Annotated in this window: 21 protein-coding genes; 14 read left to right on the top strand and 7 right to left on the bottom strand. The window is 65.6% G+C overall.

The genetic code is table 11. The features are described from left to right. The first annotated feature begins 113 nt into the window (after positions 1–113). The 10 genes from C7444_RS10900 (at position 114) to C7444_RS10855 (ending at position 10,202) form a co-directional block, all read left to right on the top strand. Positions 114–1,223, top strand: coding sequence for a TolC family protein (locus C7444_RS10900; protein ID WP_146219374.1), 1,110 nt, complete (start codon positions 114–116; stop codon positions 1,221–1,223). A 13-nt stretch (positions 1,224–1,236) separates the two neighbouring features. Next, positions 1,237–2,631, top strand: coding sequence for a multicopper oxidase family protein (locus tag C7444_RS10895; RefSeq protein WP_110400894.1), 1,395 nt, complete (start codon positions 1,237–1,239; stop codon positions 2,629–2,631). A 70-nt stretch (positions 2,632–2,701) separates the two neighbouring features. Further along, the gene (locus C7444_RS10890) at positions 2,702–3,193 is read left to right on the top strand and encodes a cupredoxin domain-containing protein (RefSeq protein WP_110400893.1); all 492 of its coding nucleotides are present in this window, start codon (positions 2,702–2,704) and stop codon (positions 3,191–3,193) included. Positions 3,194–3,243: 50 nt separating this feature from the next. After that, complete coding sequence (locus tag C7444_RS10885; RefSeq protein WP_110400892.1) at positions 3,244–3,582, top strand: copper-binding protein; 339 nt, start codon at positions 3,244–3,246, stop codon at positions 3,580–3,582. A 125-nt stretch (positions 3,583–3,707) separates the two neighbouring features. Continuing rightward, on the top strand, positions 3,708–4,085 hold the full coding sequence (locus C7444_RS10880; protein WP_310732628.1) for a c-type cytochrome: 378 nt from the start codon (positions 3,708–3,710) through the stop codon (positions 4,083–4,085). Between the two features lie 104 nt (positions 4,086–4,189). Beyond that, positions 4,190–4,699, top strand: a complete 510-nt coding sequence (locus C7444_RS10875) for a hypothetical protein (protein WP_110400890.1) — start codon at positions 4,190–4,192, stop codon at positions 4,697–4,699. 57 nt (positions 4,700–4,756) lie between these two features. Further along, complete coding sequence (locus C7444_RS10870; protein ID WP_110400889.1) at positions 4,757–6,397, top strand: multicopper oxidase family protein; 1,641 nt, start codon at positions 4,757–4,759, stop codon at positions 6,395–6,397. A 9-nt stretch (positions 6,398–6,406) separates the two neighbouring features. Continuing rightward, positions 6,407–7,456 carry a YVTN family beta-propeller repeat protein gene (locus tag C7444_RS10865; protein WP_244908973.1) on the top strand — a complete coding sequence of 350 codons (1,050 nt, stop codon included), beginning with the start codon at positions 6,407–6,409 and terminating at the stop codon, positions 7,454–7,456. Positions 7,457–7,466: 10 nt separating this feature from the next. After that, the gene (locus C7444_RS10860) at positions 7,467–9,632 is read left to right on the top strand and encodes a copper-transporting P-type ATPase (protein WP_110400888.1); all 2,166 of its coding nucleotides are present in this window, start codon (positions 7,467–7,469) and stop codon (positions 9,630–9,632) included. Positions 9,633–9,665: 33 nt separating this feature from the next. After that, complete coding sequence (locus C7444_RS10855) at positions 9,666–10,202, top strand: metal-dependent hydrolase (RefSeq protein WP_110400887.1); 537 nt, start codon at positions 9,666–9,668, stop codon at positions 10,200–10,202. A gap of 195 nt (positions 10,203–10,397) precedes the next feature. Here C7444_RS10855 and C7444_RS10850 read toward each other — a convergent pair whose 3' ends face one another. Together C7444_RS10850 and C7444_RS10845 are read right to left on the bottom strand one after the other, a co-directional pair. Further along, positions 10,398–11,021, bottom strand: a complete 624-nt coding sequence (locus tag C7444_RS10850; protein WP_110400886.1) for a tyrosine-type recombinase/integrase — start codon at positions 11,019–11,021, stop codon at positions 10,398–10,400. 193 nt (positions 11,022–11,214) lie between these two features. Continuing rightward, positions 11,215–12,177: an IS5 family transposase gene (locus C7444_RS10845; protein WP_110400885.1), complete on the bottom strand. Its 963-nt coding sequence runs from the start codon at positions 12,175–12,177 to the stop codon at positions 11,215–11,217. 602 nt (positions 12,178–12,779) lie between these two features. Here C7444_RS10845 and C7444_RS10840 point away from each other — a divergent pair. Next, positions 12,780–15,923, top strand: coding sequence for a DEAD/DEAH box helicase (locus C7444_RS10840; RefSeq protein ID WP_110400884.1), 3,144 nt, complete (start codon positions 12,780–12,782; stop codon positions 15,921–15,923). Between the two features lie 109 nt (positions 15,924–16,032). On the opposite strand, the gene C7444_RS10835 is transcribed toward C7444_RS10840, so the two are convergent. From C7444_RS10835 to C7444_RS10815, 5 genes are all read right to left on the bottom strand, one after another. After that, entirely contained in the window at positions 16,033–17,352 is a 1,320-nt protein-coding gene (locus C7444_RS10835; RefSeq protein ID WP_211317527.1) for an MFS transporter, read from the bottom strand. Positions 17,353–17,444: 92 nt separating this feature from the next. Beyond that, entirely contained in the window at positions 17,445–18,047 is a 603-nt protein-coding gene (locus C7444_RS10830; protein WP_110401016.1) for a TetR/AcrR family transcriptional regulator, read from the bottom strand. A gap of 154 nt (positions 18,048–18,201) precedes the next feature. Further along, positions 18,202–18,888 carry a type 1 glutamine amidotransferase domain-containing protein gene (locus C7444_RS10825; RefSeq protein ID WP_110400883.1) on the bottom strand — a complete coding sequence of 229 codons (687 nt, stop codon included), beginning with the start codon at positions 18,886–18,888 and terminating at the stop codon, positions 18,202–18,204. Between the two features lie 339 nt (positions 18,889–19,227). Next, positions 19,228–19,677, bottom strand: coding sequence for a DUF2147 domain-containing protein (locus tag C7444_RS10820; RefSeq protein WP_110400882.1), 450 nt, complete (start codon positions 19,675–19,677; stop codon positions 19,228–19,230). Positions 19,678–19,807: 130 nt separating this feature from the next. Further along, positions 19,808–20,770 carry an NAD-dependent epimerase/dehydratase family protein gene (locus C7444_RS10815; protein ID WP_245909524.1) on the bottom strand — a complete coding sequence of 321 codons (963 nt, stop codon included), beginning with the start codon at positions 20,768–20,770 and terminating at the stop codon, positions 19,808–19,810. A 93-nt stretch (positions 20,771–20,863) separates the two neighbouring features. On the opposite strand from C7444_RS10815, the gene C7444_RS10810 reads away from it, so the two are divergent. The 3 genes from C7444_RS10810 (at position 20,864) to C7444_RS10800 (ending at position 22,122) form a co-directional block, all read left to right on the top strand. Next, positions 20,864–21,415, top strand: a complete 552-nt coding sequence (locus C7444_RS10810; RefSeq protein WP_110400880.1) for a TetR/AcrR family transcriptional regulator — start codon at positions 20,864–20,866, stop codon at positions 21,413–21,415. Between the two features lie 109 nt (positions 21,416–21,524). Next, positions 21,525–21,839, top strand: a complete 315-nt coding sequence (locus tag C7444_RS10805; RefSeq protein ID WP_110400879.1) for a Rha family transcriptional regulator — start codon at positions 21,525–21,527, stop codon at positions 21,837–21,839. A 70-nt stretch (positions 21,840–21,909) separates the two neighbouring features. After that, on the top strand, positions 21,910–22,122 hold the full coding sequence (locus C7444_RS10800) for a hypothetical protein (RefSeq protein WP_110400878.1): 213 nt from the start codon (positions 21,910–21,912) through the stop codon (positions 22,120–22,122). The last annotated feature ends 201 nt before the right edge of the window (positions 22,123–22,323 follow it).

Raw genomic sequence — 22,323 nt, 5'->3', positions numbered from 1 at the left:
TCGAGGCGGGCGCGACAAAAGCTGACATTTTTGTAATCTGACCGACAGGGAAGTGACGAACTCGCCTCGCCAGAATCCGCACCACTTGATCCGCATCAAAAGGAGCGATTGCAGTGAAACCTTTGTTCAGTTATCGAGCCACAAGCCAGCTGCTGGTGGCAGGCCTGTTGGTCGTCCCATTCGCGCTGGCTGCGCAGACGGCCAGCCCGACGCAGGAGGCCGACTGGCGCCGTGCCAATGACGCAGTGGGAGTGTTCAAGCGCGGCCATGCCGACGTACTCAAGTGGGAGCAGACCAACGTGAGCGTCGCCGCCGTTACGCCGAGCAGCACCATGGGAGTTGCCATCCCCACCGCAGAGGTAGCGGTTCGCATGGCCTGGATGGTGCATCGCGATCTGGCCCGTGCGTTGGCTCGGTTGGGTCCTAAGCACGAGCAACTGATCGCTGAGGGCCGTTGGACGGAACTCGACCCCAGCCTGCAGCGCCGCGTCGAAGATACCGGCGAGGTGCTGGAGGTGGCTGCGGCGGGGCGCAAAGCCTGGATTGACGCTGTGGCCGCCCAGCAGGTCCTGAAGCATCAGCGTGACATGCTGGAGGCTGCCCAGGCGGCCTATGAGCTGGGGCAGCGTATGGTGACGGTGGGCAACTGGAGCAAGCTGCAACTGTCTCCCGTACAACTGGCCGCCTCCAACGCACGCATGAATATGAGGCGAGCGCAGCAAGCCGCCGCCCAGGCGCAGGCCAATCTGGTCAAGACGATGGGGCAAACGGGTCTTCAGGATGGCTTTGTGTTGCCAGACCAGTTGCCTGCCATCCCGGCGCAACCCATGGCGGCAGCGGACCTGCAAAAGCGCGGTGATGCTGTTCGCAACCAGTTGCCAGATGCAGAAAGCCTGCGCAACCGTGCGCTATCGAAGTCAGCCATGAACGTTTATTGGGCCGCCCACACCTTGGCGCAGGACAGCCAGGGCGACATCCTGAAGACCCGTGAGTTCATCACCGAAGAGACTGTGCTGCACTACAACGGCATGCTCAAGAGTGTCTGGGACCTGCTGGACGAGGTGCGCAACCAGTCTCAGGCCACTGTGGATGCAATCGGTGCACAGCGCGACTTCTGGCTGGCCGAGGCCGATCTGCAGTGGGTCTTGCAGGGCGGAGAGCCCGACAGTTTTGTGAATCTGGGCGGCGCCGGTGGCGAGGCTCCGGCAGCAGCAGCGCATTGAAAGGACACATCACATGACCAACACCCCTACCAACTCCAGACGACAGTTCTTCGCCGGTGCCGCCGCCTCCGTGGCCGGCCTGGCCGTGGCCCGCTCTGCTTTGGCTGGCTTGCCCGAGCCGGTCATCCAGACTTCGGTCGACACCGCGCCGCCGCTGGTGCCACAGTCCGGCCGACCCTACAACCCGGTGGTCACGCTCAACGGCTGGACGCTGCCCTGGCGCATGAACAAAGGCGTCAAGGAATTCCACCTGGTGGCCGAGCCGGTGGTGCGCGAGGTCTCGCCGGGCTTCAAGGTCAACATGTGGGGCTACAACGGTCAGAGCCCAGGCCCGACCATCGAGGTGGTGGAGGGCGACCGCGTGCGCATCTTCGTGACCAACAAGCTGCCCGAGCACACCACCATCCACTGGCACGGCCAGCGCCTGCCCAGCGGCATGGACGGCGTGGGGGGGTTGAATCAGCGCGCCATTCCAGTGGGCAAGACTTATGTCTACGAGTTCGAGGCTCGGCGCCCTGGCACCTTCATGTACCACCCGCACGCCGACGAGATGGTGCAGATGGCCATGGGCATGATGGGCATGTGGGTGACCCACCCCAAGGCCAAACACCCGCACATCAGCGAGGTGGACCGCGACTTCTGCTTCCTGCTCAACGCCTTCGACGTGGAGCCTGGCAGCAAGACGCCCAAGGTCAACACCATGACCGACTTCAACATCTGGTGCTGGAACAGCCGGGTGTTCCCAGCCATCGACACGCTCAACGTGCGCCTGAACGACCGCGTGCGCATCCGGGTGGGCAACCTCACCATGACCAACCACCCGATCCACCTGCACGGCCACGAGTTCCTGGTCACAGGCACCGACGGCGGACCGACCCCACCCAGCACCCGCTGGTACGAAGTCACCACCGACGTGGCCGTGGGGCAGATGCGCCAGATCGAGCTGATCGCCGACGAAGAAGGCGACTGGGCCATGCACTGCCACAAGAGCCACCACACCATGAACGCCATGGGCCACGATGTGCCGACCATGATCGGCGTGGACCACCGGGGTCTGGTCAAGAAGATCCAGAAGGTCGCGCCCGACTACATGCTCATGGGTGAACGCGGCATGGCCGACATGGGCGAAATGCAGATGCCGATTCCCGACAACACAGCGCCCATGATGACCGGCACCGGCCAGTTCGGCCCGCTGGAAATGGGCGGCATGTTCACGGTCTTCAAGGTGCGCAAGGACCAGAAACCAGGTGACTACGAAGACCCGGGGCCGTACAAGTTCCCGGAGGGCACCGTGGCCTACGAATGGAACGGAGCACTACCCCCGACGCCGCGCCCTGCGGCCAGCGCTGACACGACACCGGCTGCCGCCACCGCGATCAAACCCACCGCCAAGGGCATGTCCCACTGAAATGCGCCATTGCACGCCTCACCACTGTTTTCCCTCAACCGGTTCCCCAACCAAAACCCAAAGGACAACCATGAAATCCCTCAAGTTCAACTTCGCTTCCCGCGCCGGCTCCGTTTTCGCTGTTGCAGCATTGGCCGCATCGGCCGCTTTCGCTGGTGGCACCCATGGCGGTGGGCACGATGAATCGCCTATCGGTGAACCGGGCGTTGCAGCCAATGTCACGCGCACGATCGAGGTGGACGCCGCAGACAGTATGCGGTTTACGCCGTCGAATGTGTCGGTGAAGAAAGGCGAAACCATCCGTTTTGTCATCAAGAATTCCGGCAAGGTGCCGCACGAGTTCAGCCTCGGCACGGAAAAGGAACTCAAGGAGCACTACGAAGTCATGAAGAAGTTTCCGACCATGGAGCACGAAGAAGCCAACAAGATCTCGCTCAAGCCTGGCAAACAGGGTGAAGTGATCTGGCGCTTCACCAAGCCCGGTGTGGTGAACTTCGCCTGCTTGCATGTGGGTCACTACGAGGCCGGTATGAAAGGCCAGGTCAAGGTGGCTGTCAAGTAACTGGATTTCGATCAAGCACAGCATTTGCTTCACCCACTCAAGGAGTAACAATGAATTTGAAACTGGTTCTGAGCACCACCGCATTGGCCATCTCGGCCCTGACCGGCAATCCTGTGTTTGCGCAGATGAACATGGACCACGGGAAAATGGGCATGGCGGCAGCACCCGGCATGACCGACGGCGAGGTGCGCAAGATCGACAAGGACGCCGGCAAGATCACCATCAAGCATGGAGACATCAAGCACATGGATATGCCCGGCATGACCATGGTCTTCGTGGCCAAGGACAAGGCCTTGTTGGACAAGACCAGCGTCGGCGCCAAGATCCAGTTCATGGCCACCAACGAAAACGGTCAGATGACGGTGACCGACATCCAGCCAGCGAAGTGATTCTTCAGCGCGTAGGTTTCCTCCGTTCAACTGCGGTCGTCCTGGCACTCGCCGGGACGACCGCAGCCTTTCTATGGTGGCGATCTGCGGACCGCTTCCAGCCAGTTCCTGTCGGGATGCTTCGCATGGATGACGCCGCGATGCTCAAACAGGGGGCGCTGATTTATCAGGCCCGCTGCGCGAGCTGCCACGGCGTCCATCTGGAGGGGCAAGCCAACTGGCGCGAAAGAGGCGCCGATGGGCGATTGCCTGCACCTCCCCACGATGCAAGCGGCCACACCTGGCACCACCCGGACGATGTGCTGATTCGCATCACCAAGGAAGGGGTGGCGAAGGCCGTTGGCATGCCCGACTACGCCACCAACATGCCCGCCTTTGGCGATTCGCTCAGCGATGCCGACATCGTGGCCGTGCTGTCCTGGATCAAGTCCCAGTGGCCTTCCGAAATCCGGTCCCAGCACGACGAGCTCAACCGCCAGGCGAGCCAGCGTTCGCAACGCTGAACCTGACTTTTTTGTCATCTCCGGGTCATCTTGGCGACCCGGGCCGATTCCTACAGTGACGCCATGGCATTTCGCTATGCGTTCTGTCACGAAAGGAAATCGACATGTCCGCCTTGATCCGAACCCTTCTGTCCGTGGCTGTCGCCGGTGCGGCGTTCTCGGCCGCAGCGCAGCAACCAGCCGACCACGCCCAGCACCACCCTTCCACCCCGGCGGCCAGCACCGCAACCCAGCCGGCCACACCCCAGGCAAGCATGCCCATGGGCATGTCGTCGATGCCGCAGATGCAGCAACACATGCAAGAGCACATGGCCACGATGCAGTCGTTGCGCACAAAGATGGCGGCCACCAAGACACCGGCCGAACGCGAGGCGCTGATGGCCGAGCACATGAAGGCCATGCAAGAGGGCATGGACATGATGAAGGCCATGAAGCCCATGGGCGGTATGGCTGGCATGTCGGGCATGCATGGAATGGGTGCCCCGGGCGCGGCCACGCCGGACCTGACACAGCGTCATCAAATGATGGAGATGCGCATGGACATGATGCAAAACATGATGGAAATGATGATGCAGCGCATGCCGCCATCGCCCGCCAAACCCGGCGCCCAGTGATCGCGCCGACGTTCTGACGCTGTTCCTGTTTTCGTATTCAGTTCAGGAGATTGTGTGATGTCGATTTCTTCACGGCGGCAGTTTCTGGGCGGCATGGGCGCGCTGGGGGCAGCAGCAGCCTGCCCGGGCGCCTGGGCCGCCTCAGCCACGCCGTCAGGCCTTTCTACCGACGAGGTCCTGCGCCTTGAAGCGCAGGCGACGGGCTTCTCCAACCCCTTGCGCCTGCCGGGCACCAGTGGCCTCTTCGGGGTGCTGCCCGTGACGGACTTCAAGGAGGTCCATGTGGTCCGCAGCGAGATCGAGGTGCTGCCGGGGCAGCGCACCCCCGTCCTGGCCTATGCCGTGGAGTCGGGCGGCAAGAAATTCCTCAACCCGGCGCTGCTGGCCCGACAGGGCGATCAGATGCGGGTCAAGCTGATCAACCGCATCGATCAGCCCACCGTCGTTCACTGGCACGGCCTGAGCGTGGATTCGCGCAACGACGGCAACGGGCTCCACGTGGTGGCACCGGGTCAGCAGATGGACTACGCCTTCACCGTGCAGGACCGGTCCTCGATGTACTGGTACCACCCCCATGCGCACGGCTTCATTCCCCGGCAGGCTTACCACGGGCTGGCCAGCCTGTTCTTCGTCGAGGACGACGACGAGGCCGCCCTGCGCAAGGAACTGGCGCTGGCGCTGGGTGAGTCCGAGATCCCGCTGGTGCTGCAGGACAAGGAATTCGATGCACAGGGACGTCTCCAGTACGCGCCCAGCGCCGCCCAGTCTTTTGGTGGCTGGGTGGGCAGCCGGCTGATGGTCAACCTGACCGAGCGTCCGGTGCTCAAGGCGGGGCGCCGCATCGTGCGCTTTCGCATCCTTAACGGCAGCAACGCGCGCAGCTACCGGCTGGCGTTCCTGCAACAAGGCCGAGCCCTGGGCTTTTACTTGGCGGGCACGGACGGTGGATTGCTGGCCCAGCCCGTGCGCATCGAACAGACCTTCCTTTCGCCCGGTCAGCGGCTGGATGTGCTGGTGGACTTCCGGGAAGCCGAAGGCGGTCGGCCGGTGACCCTGGCCTCGCTGCCTTTCGACCCGATGCACCAGGAGGGTGGACACGATATGGCGGCGATGGACCACAGCCAGCACGGCGCGGCCCTCGGTGCCGCCGCGCCCGCCGCCATGGCGATGGAAGGCGATGCGAGGGCACTGATGCGTATTGACCTGGCGGCAGCCGGAGTGCCCTATGACCGGCGCATGCCCTCCCGGCTGTCCAGCCTCGCCACACCGGTCGAACCGGCGGGCACGCCGCGCCGCATGCGGCTGGGTCACGACGGCCAGGGCCACTGGACCATCAATGGCGGGGTGTTCGACCACGCGACCGTGGCGTTGACCGTGCAGCGGGGCGCGCGCGAGACCTGGTTGATCGAGAACGCCGAACGCAGCATGCCGCACCCCATGCACCTGCACGGCTTTTCGTTCCGGGTGCTTGAACGCCGGGGCAGCCCGGCACAGATCCGCCCCCTGGCCGGCGCTCGCGGCCTGCTGCCGCAAGACCTGGGGGTGGTGGACACCCTGCAGGTCTGGCCGGGCGAGTCGGTGAAGGTCGCCATCGACTTCTCGCACCCCCACGCCGGCGATCAGGACTATGTCTTTCACTGCCACACGCTGGAACACGCCGAAGCGGGAATGATGCTTCGCTACCAGGTCAAGGCTTGAGGAACCCACATGAACATCCGAAACTATCCCATGCGATTCACCCTGTTGTCCGCCTGCCTCGCCCTGGGCGGGATCTCCGCCGCCCTGGCCGCGCCCAAGGTGTACGTCGCAAATGAAACCGACGGCACGGTCAGCGTGATCGCGACCGACACCCGCCAGACCGTGCGCACCGTCACCGTCGGCGCAGGCGCGCACAACGTCCAGGCCACCGCCGACGGGCAGCGGGTCTGGGTGACCAACAACGGAACGCCACCGGCCGACGCCGGCCACGCGGGCCACCAGGGGATGTCGGGCGCCGCACACGCCGCCATGACCACTCCTGGGGAGGTCTGGGCCATCGACACCGCCACCGACACGGTGGTTGGCAAGGTGCCGGTCGGCAAGCATCCCGCGCACGTGGTGGTGTCCCCGGACGGCCGCTGGGTCTACGTGGCCAACGGTAGTGACAACACCGTCAGCGTGGTGGACGCCGCGGCGATGAAGGAGGTGGCCACCATCGCCACCGGGGCGTTCCCGCATGGCATCCGGCTGAGCCCGGACGGGCGGCAGGCCTATGTGGCCAACCTCAAGGGCGGCACCGTGTCCGTCATCGACACGGCCAGTCGCCAGCAGGTCGCGAGCATTCCCGTGGGCCGGGGGCCGGCCCAGGTGGGGTTCACCGGCGACGGGCGCCTGGCGTTCGTGTCGCTGTCGCAGGAGGACCGGGTGGCCGTCATCGACCCGAAGACCCACGAAGTGGTGCGCAAGGTCCCCGTCGGAGACGGTCCCATCCAGCTGTTTGCGACCCCGGACAGCCAGCGCCTGTTGGTGGCGAACCAGGGCAGCCGCAAGAACCCCGGGCGGACGGTGAGCGTGATCGACTTGACCTCCTTCAAGGTCACCGCCAGCATCCGCACTGGACGGGGTGCGCACGGGGTCGTGGTCGATGCGGACGGTCGGCAGGCCTATGTGAGCAACCTGTACGACAACACGGTCACCGTGATCGACCTGGTCGCGCACAAGCCGGTCGCCACCGTGCCGGTGGGTGCCGGCCCCAACGGCATCAGCGTGACCCCATAGGAGCAGGCCCATGCATGCGCCGCACCACCACCACCCGGTCGCCGATTCGCACGCAGCGGCGCCTGCGGTGCCCCTGCCAGCGGGCACGGTCTACACCTGCCCCATGCATCCCGAGATCCGCCAGCCGCACCCGGGCAACTGCCCCAAGTGCGGCATGACGCTGGAACCGGTGATGCCGGAGGCCGAGGAACAGGACAACCCGGAACTCGCGGATTTCCAGCGCCGGTTCTGGGCCACCCTGCCGCTCACGGTGGTGGTCACGGTGCTGGCGATGGCCGGGCACCGGCTGGGCTGGTTCGACATGGCGGTGCAGAGCTGGGTCGAGCTGGTGCTGAGCGCGCCGATCGTCCTGTGGGCGGGCTGGCCCTTCTTCGTGCGGGGGTGGCAGTCGGTGGTGCACCGCAGCCCCAACATGTGGACCCTGATCGGCCTGGGCACGGGGGCCGCGTTCGTCTACAGCGTCGCGGCCACGGTCGCACCGCAGGCCTTCCCTGCCTCGTTCCAGTCCATGGGGCGGGTGGCGGTGTACTTCGAGGCCGCGGCGGTGATCATCTCGCTCACGCTGCTGGGTCAGGTGCTGGAGCTCAAGGCTCGCTCCCAGACCTCGGCCGCCATCCGTTCCCTGCTGGGGCTGGCGCCCAAGACGGCGCGGCGGATCGGCTCCGACGCGAAGGAAGAGGACGTGCCGCTGGCGCATGTGCACGTCGGCGACCTGTTGCGGGTGCGCCCGGGCGAGAAAGTGCCGGTGGATGGCGTGGTGGTGGAAGGCCGCAGCGCCCTCGACGAATCCATGCTCACCGGCGAGCCGCTGCCGGTCAGCAAGCAGGTGGGGGACAAGCTGATCGGTGCCACGCTCAACACCAGCGGGGCCCTTGTCATGCGCTCGGAGCGCGTGGGATCGGCCACCGTGCTGTCCCAGATCGTGCAGATGGTGGCCATGGCCCAACGTTCGCGCGCGCCGATGCAGCGCATGGCCGACCAGGTGGCGGGCACCTTCGTGCTGGCCGTGGTGGGCATCGCGGCGCTCACCTTCCTGGGCTGGGGCTGGCTGGGACCGGAGCCCAGCTGGGTCTATGCGTTGATCAATGCGGTGGCGGTGCTCATCATCGCCTGTCCCTGTGCGCTGGGCCTGGCCACGCCCATGTCGATCATGGTGGCCACCGGCCGCGGCGCCGGCCACGGCGTGCTGTTCCGCGACGCGGCGGCCATCGAGAACCTGCGCAAGGTCGACACCCTGATCGTGGACAAGACCGGCACCCTGACGGAAGGACGGCCCACCTTCGAGCGCGCCCTAGGCGTGGCGGACTACACGGATGCGGAGGTGCTGCGGCTGGCGGCCAGCCTGGACCAGGGCAGCGAACATCCGCTGGCGGCCGCCATCGTCGCGGCGGCCAGGCAGCAGGGGCTGGTGCTGGAGAAGCCCGCGCAGTTCGACTCGGCGTCGGGCATTGGCGTGCACGGTGTGGTGGGCGAACGGGCGCTGGCCTTGGGCAACACGGCCCTGATGGATCAACTGGGTGTGGACGCCGCAGCACTGGCGAAAGAGGCAGAGTCTCTGCGCAGCCAGGGCGCCAGCGTCATGTACCTGGCCGTGGACCGGCAACTGGCGGGCCTGCTGGCGGTGTCGGACCCGGTCAAGGCCACCACCGCCGAGGCCCTGGCATCGCTGCGCAAGGCAGGCATCCGCGTTGTGATGGCCACGGGCGACGGTCTGACCACGGCGCATGCGGTGGGCCATCGCCTGGGCATCGACGAGGTGCACGGCGAGGTCCAGCCGGCCGACAAGCTCCGGCTCGTGGAACGGCTGCAGGCCGAGGGCCGCGTGGTGGCCATGGCGGGGGATGGCATCAACGACGCGCCGGCGCTGGCCCGCGCCGATGTGGGCATTGCCATGGGCACCGGCACCGACGTGGCCATGAACAGCGCCCAGCTCACGCTGGTCAAGGGGGATCTGCGCGGCATCGCCACCGCGCGCGAACTCTCGGTGGCCACCGTGGCCAACATGAAGCAGAACCTGGGGTTCGCCTTCGTCTACAACGCCCTGGGCATTCCATTGGCCGCCGGGCTGCTGTATCCCTTCACCGGCTCGCTGCTCTCGCCCATGATCGCCGCGCTGGCCATGAGCCTGAGTTCGGTGTCTGTCATCGGCAATGCGCTGCGCCTGCGCAACCGATAAAGGACAGATTCATCACCCAGGAGGGCACACGCCATGGACATCCTTGCGCACGGACTGTGGGCGGGCCTGGGCGCCGCGGCCTGGCACCAGCGCCGGCCGCTGGACCGCCGCACCGTCGGGCTGGCGGTGGGGCTGGCGGTGCTGCCTGATCTGCCCCAGTTCGCACCACTGCTCGCACTGGCGTTGTCGTCGATGGATGGCTGGCGTGTGCTGCTGGCCTACGCCAATGCACTGCCCGGGTACGAGCCACCGCTATCACCGATGCTCGCCGGCCTGACCCACCACCTGCACTGCGTGATGCACAGCGCGTTGGTGGCGGGCGCAGTCACATGGGGTCTCTGGCTCTGGTTGGGCCGCTTCTGGCTGCCGCTGTGGGGCTGGTGGTCCCATGTGCTGATCGACGTGTTCACGCACTCGGCCGATTTCTATCCATCACCGGTTTTCTATCCGGTGACCTACTGGGGGTTGGATGGCGTCGCTTGGAACACCCCGAGGTTCATGGTCACCAACTACCTTGCCATCGCCGTGGCAGCCATGGTTGTCTTTCATCGGAGGTCTCGAACACGATAAGCGGTCCTGAAAGCCATCAACCGTTCTGGCGCGGTGTCGTACCCAGCTCACAGCGGGAAAAGACTTTGACACGCGGCAAAGTCTTCAAGACTTGTGGCCCACGGAAAGAGAACCCCGGGCCAACCCGACCGCCTGATGCACTTCTTGAGGCCGGAGCCCTACGTCCGTGGGGCGATAGTCCCGTCGACGCCAGCGTCAAATTTCTGTCTGTTCGGATATTTCAAGGGCGTCATCGACTTCGATACCCAGATACCGCACGGTGGACTCCAGCTTGGCATGCCCAAGCAGCAACTGCACAGCTCGAAGGTTTTTGGTGCGCCGATAGATCAGCGTCGCCTTCGTCCTTCGTATGGAATGCGTCCCATAGTCGGCTCGGTCAAGCCCCAGTTCGTCAACCCAGTGCCCCAGAATTCGCGCGTACTGCCGCGTGCCCAAATGGGGCGATTCATGAAGCCTGCTGGGAAACAGGAAGTCATCTGATTTCAATGAGGCCTGCTTGATCCAGTTCTGCAGGGCATCACGGGTGCCCGCCGTGATTTCGAACTGCACTGGTCGCTGTGTTTTGTGTTGCATGACGATGGCTCGCGTGGCCATCTGGTCGCCGTGGCGCACATCACGGACCTTGAGTGTCACCAGGTCGCAACCACGCAGCTTGCTGTCTATGCCAAGATTGAAGAGCGCCAGTTCGCGAACCCTGCCTTCAAGCTGCAGGCGCACGCGCAACGCCCAGATATCTTTCAACTTGAAGGGAGCCTTCTGGCCAACGATCTTGCCCTTGTTCCATGGTGCATGTTGAACAGCGGAGCCTGAGGTTTCCATGATGGACTCCCATCAAGTTGAGGGTCACAGAGCATGCGCCGGCTCAAGTTCAGGGTGTTGCGTTAGGGACGCTCTGCAGAAATCGCCACCCAGCGTGCTTGACCGCTGAACCCAAGGCCATGTGATGCCACGAACGCTGGAAACGGGTATCGGAGGTGGCCTTTGCCACCCGGTGCGCCGTTTCCGGACGCACTCATGCCCCGACTCCTGCCAATTGGCGCCGCGCCATCCACAGATTGGCCAGCGCAAACAGCGTGTGCAACTGAGCGGTGTTCTTCGCCAGTCCGCGGTAGCGCACCTTCACATGCCCGAACTGGCGCTTGATCACCCGGAACGGGTGCTCGACCTTGGCCCGGATGCTGGCCTTGAGTTGCTCGATGCGCTCGGTCAAGGCGTCGATCGGCTGGCTCGGGTTGAGCGTCTTGCGCTTGCCCGGGCGCATCGCCACATGCCAGGTCACTTCCGGTTTGGCATCGGCCCGCTTGTGAGCGCCCTGGTATCCGGCATCGCCGAACGCCACGGTTTCCTCGCCTTGCAGCAGGCTGTTGGCCTCGACCACGTCGCCCACACTGCCCGCCGTGCCGCGCACGGTGTGCACCAGGCCCGACTCGGCGTCCACGCCGATGTGGCACTTCATCCCGAAGTACCACTGCTGACCTTTCCTGCTTTGCTTCATCTCCGGATCGCGTTCGCCGTTGGCGTTCTTGGTCGAACTGGGTGCCGCGATCAGCGTGGCGTCGACCACCGTGCCCTGCTTGAGCAGCAGGCCCCGGGCGCCGAGCAGGTCGTTGACGGTCTGCAGGATCTGGGTGGCCAGCTTGTGCTTCTCCAGCGCGTGACGAAACCTCAGGATGGTCGATTCGTCGGGCACGCGGTCGTCCCAGCCGCCCAGCCCGGCGAAGTCGCGAAACAGCGGCACGTCGTGCAGCGCATCTTCCATCGCCGGGTCCGACAGGTTGAACCACTGCTGCATGAAGTGGATGCGCAGCATCGCCTCCACGGGAAACGGCGGGCGACCGCGCCGACCTTCGGGCAGATGCGGCGACACCAGCGCCACCAGATCCGCCCACGGCACGACCTGCTCCATCTCGCCGAGGAACTCCCGCCGGCGCGTGCGTTTGGTGGACTGGCCCAGGCCGAGGCTTTGTTGTTTCATGGGGGCAATCGTCTCAGGCGTTCACGACAGGAGCAAGCACGTCGGATGGCGATTTATGCAGACCATCCTTAGGTCAAGTTCGAACTCGTCTGTCCACTCATGGTTCTGGGACTGTGTACGCCATTTGTGTCGGAGTGAATGACTGTTCTACGGACAACAGCGGGTATTCGGATCAGTGCAGCGAGGGACGGCAATCGCTGCCAAGCAGCCATCACCAGCGGCACGATCAGCGGCCACAGCGGGTCGAACCCAACCATCTTCACCTCTCCCAGTCACTTCACCTTGATGGACGCTGACCGGCGCCGATGGCATCGTCGATGCATGACTCGCTCCGGTCTTTGCAGTCCGCGCGAGCTTCATCGGCTGCGAGCTGGCAGCCAGCGCATGCGGTCGCTGAACGGCACTTTTTCGCATTTTGGGTTGCCGGGCGCTCCAAGCGGATCCCGCCCGGCAAGAATGGCGAGATTCCAAAAATGTGCTGTCGGGGAGAGCGCCATGTCCAGACGTCGCAAGTCGAGTCTGCTTGAAGGTCTGCTGGGGCTGGTGGCCTTGTTGCCCTGGTGGTTTGGCACGCGGGTGGCCGATGGACGCGGGGAGCGGCAGTGACGTTGCCCGAAGGCCTTTACGAGTTGCTGCTGACCGAGCGTCAGCTGGCCGGTCTGGATGCCGCGCAGTCCGATGTGGCGGCCTACGACGGTGGGCGTTTTGAGCTGGTGCTCGATGCGTTGACGCGGCAGCTCTCCGGCACGCTGGCCGATGCAGGCGGGCAGGATGGGGCGGCGGTGCTGCGCCAGGTCGAGATCGTCAACGCGCTGCTGGGCTTGCTGCGCCAGCGCCTGCAGGCGCAGCGGCCTGCGGATGCCGAAGCGGTCGAGATGATCGCGACGCCACCGCAGGTCCTGCGCTCGATCCGGCATGACCGGCAGTTCCCGCAGGCGCCGGAGCTGGGTTTGGCCGTGCCCTGGCTCTTCACGGCGGGCAAGGGGTCGCCGTCCTTGCTGCAGGAGATCCGCAAGGAGCTGGCGTCGGCGGATCAGGTGGACATCCTGGTCAGCTTCATCACGGTGTCGGGCGTGCGCAAGCTGCAGGACGTGCTGCAGCAGATCACCGCCAGCGACGCCCGAGGCGGGCTGTCGACCCGTTTGCGCATCCTGACCACCACCTACACCGGTGCCACGGAGGCGCGTGCGCTGGACGAGCTGGCCCGGCTGCCGGGTTGTGAGGTGCGGGTGTCACTGGATGGCCGGCGCACCCGGCTGCATGCCAAGGCCTGGCTGTTTCACCGCCGCAGCGGGTTCGGCTCGGCCTACGTCGGAAGCGCCAATCTGTCGGGGGCGGCCCTCACCGGTGGCCTGGAGTGGACGGTGAAGCTGACGCAGCGCGCCCAGCAGGTGCTGTTCGATCGGGCCTCGGCTCACTTCGAAACGCTGTGGGCGGACAGCGAATTCCAGCACTACGACCCCGATGACGCCGGTCATCGACAGGCGCTGGTGGCCGCGCTGGGCCGGGAGACTTTTGGCAGCGAAGGGCCGGTGGCCCTGTCGTTCTTTGATCTGCAGCCCAAGACCTACCAGCAGGACATGCTGGAGCAGCTGGCCATGGAGCGGGCGCACGGGCGGTGTCGCAACCTGGTCGTGGCGGCCACGGGCACGGGCAAGACCGTCGTGGCGGCGTTCGACTACCGGCGCACCTGCACCCAGGAAGGCGGTCGCCCGCGCCTGCTGTTTGTGGCCCATCGCGACGAGATCCTGCGCCAGGCCTTGCGGACCTACCGTGAGGTGCTGCGCGACCCCGAGTTTGGTGAACTGCTGTCGGGTGGGGTGCAGCCTGAACGCCTGGACCACCTGTTCGCGACGATCGACAGCATCACCAGCCGCCAGCTGATCGATCGCATGGGGCCGGAGCACTGGCACACCATCGTCATCGACGAGTGCCACCGTGTGGCGGCCGAGCGATTTCACGCCCTGGCCACCGAGGTCCGCCCTCGGGTGCTGCTGGGTTTGACCGCCACGCCCGAGCGCAGCGATGGCCAACCGATCGCCCCGTATTTCGACATGCGCCCGGACGGCGCGCCCGCCGTGGAACTGCGCCTGTGGCATGCGCTGGATCTGCAGTTGCTGGCACCGTTCGAGTACTACGCCTGCGACGACGCCACCGACTTCTCGGCCGTGCCGTGGAGCCGACCGGGTGAACGGGAGGTCATCGACCAGCTGGTGACGGGCAACGACATCCGTGCCCGGCTGGTGATGAACGAGTGGCGACGGCTGGCGTCGGACGCGCGTCGCTGTCGAGCGCTGATGTTCTGCGTGTCCGTGGCTCACGCGCAGTTCATGACCGATCGTCTGAATCGAGCGGGATTGCCCGCGGCCTGTGTTGTCGGGGAGACGCCGCTCGATGAGCGCCGGCGGGCACCACAACGCCTGGCCAGCGGTGAGCTGTGTGTGCTGGTCACCGTCGACCTCTACAACGAGGGCGTGGACATGCCGGCCGTGGACACCTTGCTGCTGCTGCGGCCGACACAGAGCGCCGTGCTGTTCCAGCAGCAGATCGGCCGTGGCTTGCGGCTGGCGCCCGGCAAGGAGAGTTGCCTGGTGCTGGACTTTGTCGGCCAGCACCGTGCCGACTTCCGCTTCGACCGTTTGTTGTCCGGCCTGACGGGCCTGTCGCGCCGGGAGCTGCTGGCGGGTGTGGAACAGGGCTTTGGCAGCCTGCCGCCGGGCTGCCACATCCATCTGCAGCGACAGACACGTGAACAGGTGCTGCAGGGGTTGCGTGCGCTGACCGTGCAGAACTGGCGGCGCCTGAAGACCGAGCTGCAGGCTCATGTGGCGCTGCGTGGGCGCACGGCGGTCACGCTGGCCGGTTTTCTCCAGGACCAGGCGCTGGAACTGGACGATGTCTACCGCGCGTCGACCGGTTCCGGGCGCAGTGGCTGGACCAACCTGAAGCGTGAGGCTGGTTTGCTGGCCGCGGAACCCGGGCCTGAGGATGAGTATTTCAGTCGCCGCTTCGCGGACCTGCTGCACGTTGACGACCCACGCCGTCTGGGGGTCATCGAAGCCGTGGCCACGGACCTGGCGGGCGCACGACGGGCCGTGGCCGAGGCCCCCGGCGCGGTGCAGATGCTGGCCTACCAGATCGATGGCCGCCAGGAGCAGCGGGGCCATGCGGCGGAGTTTGTCGAGCGGCTGCATGCGCAGCCCGGCATCGCCGAAGAATTGCGTGAACTGACCGCCTGGCTGCAGGCCCGCTCGACATTGCCCGATGCGGCGCTGCCCGGCCTGGAGGACACCACGCTGGTCCTGCATGCGGGCTACGGGATCCGCGAGATCCTGACGGCGGTGGGCTGGCTCACTGCCGAGCGGCGGAGCCCGTTCCAGGCCGGTGTGCTGGTGCTGGCGGCCCGACGCACCGAGCTGCTCTTCGTGACACTGGACAAGAGCGAGGGCTACCACGACCGCATCGCCTATCACGACTACGCGATCAGCGCCGAGCGCTTCCACTGGCAGACCCAGAACAGCGCCGGACCAGACACCACCGCCGGGCGCCGCTACCTTCATGGTGCCGAAGACGGATGGCAGTTCCAGCTCTTTGTCCGCGCGCGCAAGGGTGATGCCTATCGCGCCTGTGGGCCGGTGGTGCTGGAGTCGGCCGAGGGAGACCGCCCGATGACCATCCACTGGCGCCTGGTCCGGCCGATGCCCGCCAGGCTGTTCCGCGAGTTCAGCGTGCTGCGGGGGGTGTAGCCATCGGGTGGCTCAGGTGACGCGCCGCATGTCTGTCTGTCGCGGTGCCAGCAAGGGCCGGCCGTGGTGCCGCAGTGCGAACTCGAGTTCACCGCCAGCGAGCAACCGGTCAGCACAGGTCCGGGTGGCGGCGGCACGCGACACTGCGCGCTTCACGCAGGTGCTGAGCTCCTTGAGCCGACGACCGGCGTTGCTCGCGGTAAAGGAATGGGGCCAGCACCAGCTTCAGAACGCCCGCTGCGGCCAGGATCCACAGGGCCGGCACGAAGCTGTGCGTACGGTCGCTCACCAGCCCGAGGGTCAGTGGGCCGAGCGCCCCCAGGCCATAACCGACCGCCAGCACGAAGGACGTCCACGAGTTGGCGTGGTCGGCGTCGGCGGCGTTGTCCAGCGGCAGTGTCATTCCCAGCGAGAACGATCCGCCGATGCCCAGCGCCAGAAGCGCGATGGGCAGCCAGCCTTGCGCATGTGGCGCGGCGATCAGCCAGCCGATGCCCAGCAGGAAGGCACCGGCAAACCCGGCGATCTGCCAGCGGCGGTCGGGGCCCGTGCGCCAGAGCGCCGGCATCGGATTGGCCAGCATGAAGACGGTGGTGAAGCCGGCCAGCATCCATCCTGCCTGGGCTGCAGAGGCGCCGAACGACTGGCTCATCGGCACCAGCCAGGCGAGCAGGCCGAAGAACAGGAAGTTGTTGGCTGCAAAGTACAGCGCCACCAGCCAGCCCCTGAGCAAGCGCGCGGGGTGCCGGTTCGCGGGGTCGGGTCTTGCCCGTTCAGGCCGCGGTTGCGCATCTTCAGAGCGCGATGCATGAAGCCAGGTCGCGATGGCGACCAGACCGGGCACGGCCCAGATGGCGGTCGCCGCGCGCCATCCACCGCTGAGCGCAGCGACGGGCCCTGTCAGGGCGGCGGTGACCGTGCTGCCCAGGCCCAGCGACGCCGCATACACGCCCATCAGCAGCGCCGCGCGGCCCGGGTGGTGGGCCTTGACGAAGCCGGCCATCAGCGCGCCGGCGATGGCAATGCCCGCGCCGACACCCGCCGTGCTGACGAACAGCCAGCCCGGGGACGCGGCAGCGGCGCGCAGCAGCGTGGCCAGACTCAGCACCACGAGCGCTGACAGCACCACGCGGCGGCGCCCGAAGCGTCTGGACAACCAAGGCGTCGGGATGGCCAGCAAGCCCATCAGCAGCGTCGGGATCGCGGTCAGCAGCGAGGCCTGCGCGTTGCTGAGGTGGAACTCGCCGCGAAGCTGTCCGAGCACCGGGCCCATGGACACGATGCCCGGGCGAAGGCTGGTGGCGACCAGCACCAGGACGACGATGGCCGCCGGGAGGCTGAGGCCGGCCGGGGTGGCGGCGCTTCGGCTTTGCGCGCGCCGCGCATGGGAAAGGGGCAACGCCGGCGGCGTCGCCATCAGAGCGGGCATGAGGCTGTCCTTTGCCGACCGACTACTAGACCGGTCGTCTATGAAGTGGGATGAAAAGAAGGCGCTTCGCGGGAAGCGCCTGGCATCGGGGCTCAGCCCGGCAGTTGCAGCAGCCGACGTGTGGTGGCCATGGCCACATCGAAGGGCTGGGCATTGCGCGCCACCTTCGCCAGCACACTCGCCCCCATCCAGAGCTGGTACAGGCTTTCCGCCAGCTCCGCCGGGTCCGCGTCCACGGTGAGCGACCGGTCTGCCTGCCCTGCCTGGATCGCCCGGGCCAGACGGGCCACGATGCCGGAGGTGCCCAGTTGCATGGCCGTGCGCATGGTCTCGGACAGGTCCGCCACCTCGGCGCCGAGCTTCACGGCCAGGCATTTGCCCTGGCAATCCTGATGCGACTGGCCGTCACGCCAATCGCCAAAGTAGGCCAGCAGGCGCTGTGCGTTGGACGATCCGGTGCGGCCGAGCGTGCGATCCATCTCCGCCAGGTACTGGTCGAAGTAGGTGGTGAGCAGGGCCTGGCCGAACGCGTCCTTGGACGCGAAGTAGTGATAGAAGGAGCCTTTGGGGACGCTGGCGGTCGTCAGGATCTCGTTGATGCCGACCCCGGAAAAGCCCTTGCTCGCCATGATCCGTTGACCGACGGCGAGGATGCCGTCGCGGACGTCCGAAGATTCGTGTGTGCTGCTGGCCATGGTCACATCCTAGTCGAGATTAGACCGGTCGTCTAAATGAGGGGCCTGACACCCGATGGCCAGGCCCATGCCGCCTCACTGGTGGCCGGTGCGGGCGACGGGGTGTGGCGTGGCCATGGGGAATCCTTCGAGCGTGGACTGGGGCGGGGTGGCGTCAGACGGCCGCAGCGAGCTGGGTGAGCAGCACCTGGGCCGCCTCGGCCGACGAGCCGGGGTTCTGGCCCGTGATCAGCAGGCCATCGGTGACGACGTAAGACCCCCAGTCGGCGCCCTTGGAGTAGGTGCCGCCCTGGGCGATGAGCATGTCCTCGACCAGGAAGGGCACCACATCGGTCAGGCCCACGCCATCTTCCTCGGTGTTGGCAAAGCCGGTGACCCGCTTGCCTTCCACCAGGGGGCGGCCGTCGGGCGCCTTGACGTCGCGCAGCACGCCAGGGGCGTGGCAGACCAGCCCGACCGGCTTGCCCGCGGCGATGAAGGACTCGATCAGCGCGATGGAGTGCGTGTCCACCACCAGGTCCCACAGCGGGCCATGGCCACCGGGGTAGAAGACCGTGTCGAAATCGGCTTGGGTGACGCTGTCGAGGCGCACGGTGCTCGCCAGTTGCGCGGTGGCGTCGGCATCCTGCTCGAAGCGGCGGGTCAGTTCGGTCTGGAACATCGGCTCGTTGCTCTTCGGGTCCAGCGGCGGCTGTCCACCCAGGGGCGAGGCCAGCACGATTTCAGCGCCCGCGTCCTTGAAGGCGTAGTACGGAGCGGCCAGCTCTTCGAGCCAGAAGCCGGTCTTGCGGCCGGTGTTGCCGAGTTGGTCGTGCGAGGTGAGAACCATCAGAACTTTCATTGCTTACTCCACTTGATAAAGAATAGACCGGTCGGCTAGTAACCGGTTTCAAAAAAAGCACTCCATGGGAAGTGCGGAAAGATCCTGCTGTCAGACCGACTTTGCGGCCCGTCTCTGACAAGGCATGGTGCAACTATATGTCGAATTAGACCGGTCGTCTAGTCATGTTTGCAAATACAGGTTTGTGCTTGCTGCGCCGCAGCGACGCGCTTCCAACCTGGGACAGCTCAGCATCGGGACGGGCGTGACCATCAACGTGATCGCTCGCAGGACCGGTGTGTCGCATGGTGCAACCCACCGGTCCCGCCAGAGCCGCCAAGCCTGCAGCGGCAGTTCCCATCAACCGGGCTCGCGCTGCCACTTCTGGGTTCTTCCGAAAAGGGACACGCCGAGATACCCGCGAACCGCCAGCGTCTTTCCATCATCTTCCAGCGCGAAGCTGCAGCGGTACACGGAGCCCGTGTTCGGGTCCAGGATGTCCCCTCCGCCGTACTTGCCATGGTCGAGCCGGACGTTGCGCATCAGCACCAGACCGACGAAGGGCTGATCCTTGCGCTCATCCGTGCAGGCGGTGCACTTGCGGCCGTTCTCGCTTGCCGTGAGGCTGCGCTCGATGCGCGCGGAATATCCACCATCGGCTTGATAGACACGAACGATGCCGCGAGGCTGTCCGGTCTTGTCATCGATGGTCCGCCACAGGCCGATCGGAGAAGACACCTTTTCGGTACTCTGGGCCTGTGCCGTGGTGAGCAGCAGAGCTGCGGTGATGGGCGTGACAAATCTGCGCATGGGTTGCTCCTGGTTCCTGGTGTGAAGGGATGGAAGATCACGCCGTACCTGCTGGTGGGTGGGCGGGCGGAATGTCGTGGTGTCGATGGGACGCAGCCTGAGGCTTGCACTTGCGCTGCGGTTCGGCGGCTCAAGCGCCTCCCATGTCCCTGAGTCCTTGCGCCCGGGTCATGACGGGCCGGTACCCGAGTTCCCGCTGCGCCTTGGTGATGTCCAGCGTGAAGGGCTCACCGATGAGTCGCAGCATCTGACGCGTGATGGGCGGCTCGCCCTTGCGCGAGAAGGTCCTCCAGATCCATTCCATGACCGTCGCCATGAGCCAGGCAACTGGCAGCGGCGCCGACGCCTGCGGCGGATCGATGCCACGGGTCATCAGCAGCCCGCTGATGACCTCCTTGAGCGTGCTGTCAGCGTCATCGCTCACGAAATACGCTTCGCCGCCGCGACCCTTCGTGATCGCCAGTTCCAGCGCATGGCAGACGTTCTCGACGTGGGCGGTGGACATGGCCTGAGATCCATCTCCCACCCACCGGAACTGGCCCGCTTTCACGGTCTCGGCCATGTGCTCCAGGGTTGGCATTCCGGCCCCCCAGATCATGGGCGGACGCACGACGACCGTCTCGAAGACGTCAGGACGATTCGCACCCAGCACCATGGCCTCGCTGCGGGCCTTGGACACGCTGTAGGGCGCCCACCCTCGCTCCTGGCGTGGAAGCGACTCGTTGGCTCGCAGCATCGGCGTCGGGTCGCCCATCACCACGGCCGCCGCACCCAGTTGCATGAATCGCTTGACGGATGTGGCGGCAGCCGCTTGCAGCAGATTGGCCGTGCCCTTGACGTTGGACCGTTCGAACTCGGCAGGGTCACCCCACAACTTGAAGTGCGCCGCCACATGGATGACCACGTCACAGCCGCGGCAAGCGTTCGTGAGCGAAGCCGCGTCGTCCAGGGAACCGGTCACGGCTTGCGCACCTCGCCTCTCTACAATTCGCGCGGCATCTGAGCTGCGTGCCAGTGCACGAACCTGCCAACCTTGAGTGATCAGACGTTCGATCAACCGGCTTCCGACGAACCCGGAGCCGCCTGTGACCATGCATGTGGATGCCATGAAGTGCCTATCTGTATCGTTGATATACAGATCTTATATCGATGATACAGATGGGTCAAGCGATCCAGAATTCCAGAGATGACGATGAACAACGAAACTGCAATCCTGGACGCTGCCCTGACGGTGCTTGAGGCGCAAGGCCCTGGTGGCTTGACCACGCGTGCGATCTGCGAGGCGGCGGGTGTCAAGTCTCCGACGCTCTACCACTACTTCGGCGACAAGGACGGTCTGGAGCAAGCGCTCGTCCGTCGGGGGCTGGCTGACTTCATGCGGCGCAAACAACAGTCCACCGCCGTAGAGGACCCTTTGGAACAACTCCGCGCAGGCTGGGATGTCGCGCTTGAGTTCGCGCTCAAGCGCCCGGCGCTCTATGCGCTGCTCTCACTGCATGTGCGAAGTCAACCGGCGCTGGTTGCCGAGGCCTATGCGCTGATGCAATCACGGGTTCAGCGTCTGGTGGATATGGGCCGCCTGCAAGGGCCGGTCGACGCTACGGCGCGTGCCGTCTGGGCGGCTTCCCAGGGGGCGCTCTCCTTGGTGCACCTGGGTGCCTCGCGCAAGGAAATTGAAGCAGTCAGCGACTTGCTGTTCAAGTCGGTGATGAAAGGGCTTTCACCAGCCGCTCCGTGAGTGGATCGTCCCGGATTTGCAGTGGCCCCGGGGCGGTTCACCACCGCCAACGGCCCATTGCGTCGAGATATTCCGCCGTCGGCGGGATAGCGATAACACCCCGCTCACCATGAGCAGCCGCGAGATTGCCGAGCTGACCGGGAAGCGCCACGACCACGTCCTGCGGGACATCCGCGAGATGCTGGATGACCTCGGCGGAGATGTCCCCAGTTTTGGGGGCATCTCCCAGGACGCCTATGGCCGCCCGCTCAAGGTCTTCAACCTCCCGCACCGCGAGACCATGATCCTGGTCACGGGCTACTCGGTGGTCCTGCGCGCCAAGGTCGTCGACCGCTGGCAGGAGCTGGAAGCTAAGGTGGCCGCCCCGGCCGCCCCCGAAGCGCTACGATCCAAGCCGGACCCTCGGTCGGTAAGGCTCAGGTAAACGACGCACCGCAATGGGGCGTCAGTGCATACAATCCGGCCGCTTCTCTAAGCAGTTAAAGGAAGATGCGATGCAAGCTGACGGCAAGGTGAAAGTTTTCTATTACTGGGAACACAAGTCCGGCGACATGTACCCCCGTCCCTCCGTCCTGAGGGCGCCCCTGGATGTCATCCGGGACGTCATCAAGGCCGAGCCCATCGCGGATGTCTGCTTCGAGGTGTCGGCGGAAGAGCTGGACGAGAACCGCATGTACAAGCGCAAGGCGACAGCCTGGGGTGGATAGGCGGCCGGCAAGGTGGCCGCTCCCAAATTTTGGGGAACGGTGAGCCGGGCTTCGTGGCGAAGGACGCGGCGCGCCTGGACGATGACGAAAAAGCGGATGTGGTCATTAGAGCGTGTTATGAACTTTCCCCCGGGCCGTGGTGGGCCAGAGCTAGCCTGAAATCGTGACCAGAAAACCCTACCCGAGCGACATCAGCGAAGA

This window comes from Sphaerotilus hippei (genome assembly GCF_003201595.1).
GTDB lineage: Bacteria > Pseudomonadota > Gammaproteobacteria > Burkholderiales > Burkholderiaceae_C > Sphaerotilus > Sphaerotilus hippei.
Note: the sequence above shows the minus strand (reverse complement) of the source record. Positions and strands in the feature narration are given on the sequence as shown.

What these genes read in the sequence shown, in the direction of transcription:
- C7444_RS10890 (WP_110400893.1), top strand. Translation starts at nt 2,702, where the DNA reads ATGAAATCCCTCAAGTTCAACTTCGCTTCCCGCGCCGGCTCCGTTTTC.
- C7444_RS10885 (WP_110400892.1), top strand. Translation starts at nt 3,244, where the DNA reads ATGAATTTGAAACTGGTTCTGAGCACCACCGCATTGGCCATCTCGGCC.
- C7444_RS10800 (WP_110400878.1), top strand. Translation starts at nt 21,910, where the DNA reads ATGCAAGCTGACGGCAAGGTGAAAGTTTTCTATTACTGGGAACACAAG.
- C7444_RS10815 (WP_245909524.1), bottom strand. Translation starts at nt 20,770, where the DNA reads ATGGTCACAGGCGGCTCCGGGTTCGTCGGAAGCCGGTTGATCGAACGT.
- C7444_RS10850 (WP_110400886.1), bottom strand. Translation starts at nt 11,021, where the DNA reads ATGGAAACCTCAGGCTCCGCTGTTCAACATGCACCATGGAACAAGGGC.
- C7444_RS10860 (WP_110400888.1), top strand. Translation starts at nt 7,467, where the DNA reads ATGCATGCGCCGCACCACCACCACCCGGTCGCCGATTCGCACGCAGCG.
- C7444_RS10865 (WP_244908973.1), top strand. Translation starts at nt 6,407, where the DNA reads ATGAACATCCGAAACTATCCCATGCGATTCACCCTGTTGTCCGCCTGC.
- C7444_RS10830 (WP_110401016.1), bottom strand. Translation starts at nt 18,047, where the DNA reads ATGGCCAGCAGCACACACGAATCTTCGGACGTCCGCGACGGCATCCTC.
- C7444_RS10845 (WP_110400885.1), bottom strand. Translation starts at nt 12,177, where the DNA reads ATGAAACAACAAAGCCTCGGCCTGGGCCAGTCCACCAAACGCACGCGC.
- C7444_RS10875 (WP_110400890.1), top strand. Translation starts at nt 4,190, where the DNA reads ATGTCCGCCTTGATCCGAACCCTTCTGTCCGTGGCTGTCGCCGGTGCG.
- C7444_RS10805 (WP_110400879.1), top strand. Translation starts at nt 21,525, where the DNA reads ATGAGCAGCCGCGAGATTGCCGAGCTGACCGGGAAGCGCCACGACCAC.
- C7444_RS10895 (WP_110400894.1), top strand. Translation starts at nt 1,237, where the DNA reads ATGACCAACACCCCTACCAACTCCAGACGACAGTTCTTCGCCGGTGCC.
- C7444_RS10855 (WP_110400887.1), top strand. Translation starts at nt 9,666, where the DNA reads ATGGACATCCTTGCGCACGGACTGTGGGCGGGCCTGGGCGCCGCGGCC.
- C7444_RS10880 (WP_310732628.1), top strand. Translation starts at nt 3,708, where the DNA reads ATGGATGACGCCGCGATGCTCAAACAGGGGGCGCTGATTTATCAGGCC.
- C7444_RS10835 (WP_211317527.1), bottom strand. Translation starts at nt 17,352, where the DNA reads ATGCCCGCTCTGATGGCGACGCCGCCGGCGTTGCCCCTTTCCCATGCG.
- C7444_RS10825 (WP_110400883.1), bottom strand. Translation starts at nt 18,888, where the DNA reads ATGAAAGTTCTGATGGTTCTCACCTCGCACGACCAACTCGGCAACACC.
- C7444_RS10810 (WP_110400880.1), top strand. Translation starts at nt 20,864, where the DNA reads ATGACGATGAACAACGAAACTGCAATCCTGGACGCTGCCCTGACGGTG.
- C7444_RS10870 (WP_110400889.1), top strand. Translation starts at nt 4,757, where the DNA reads ATGTCGATTTCTTCACGGCGGCAGTTTCTGGGCGGCATGGGCGCGCTG.
- C7444_RS10820 (WP_110400882.1), bottom strand. Translation starts at nt 19,677, where the DNA reads ATGCGCAGATTTGTCACGCCCATCACCGCAGCTCTGCTGCTCACCACG.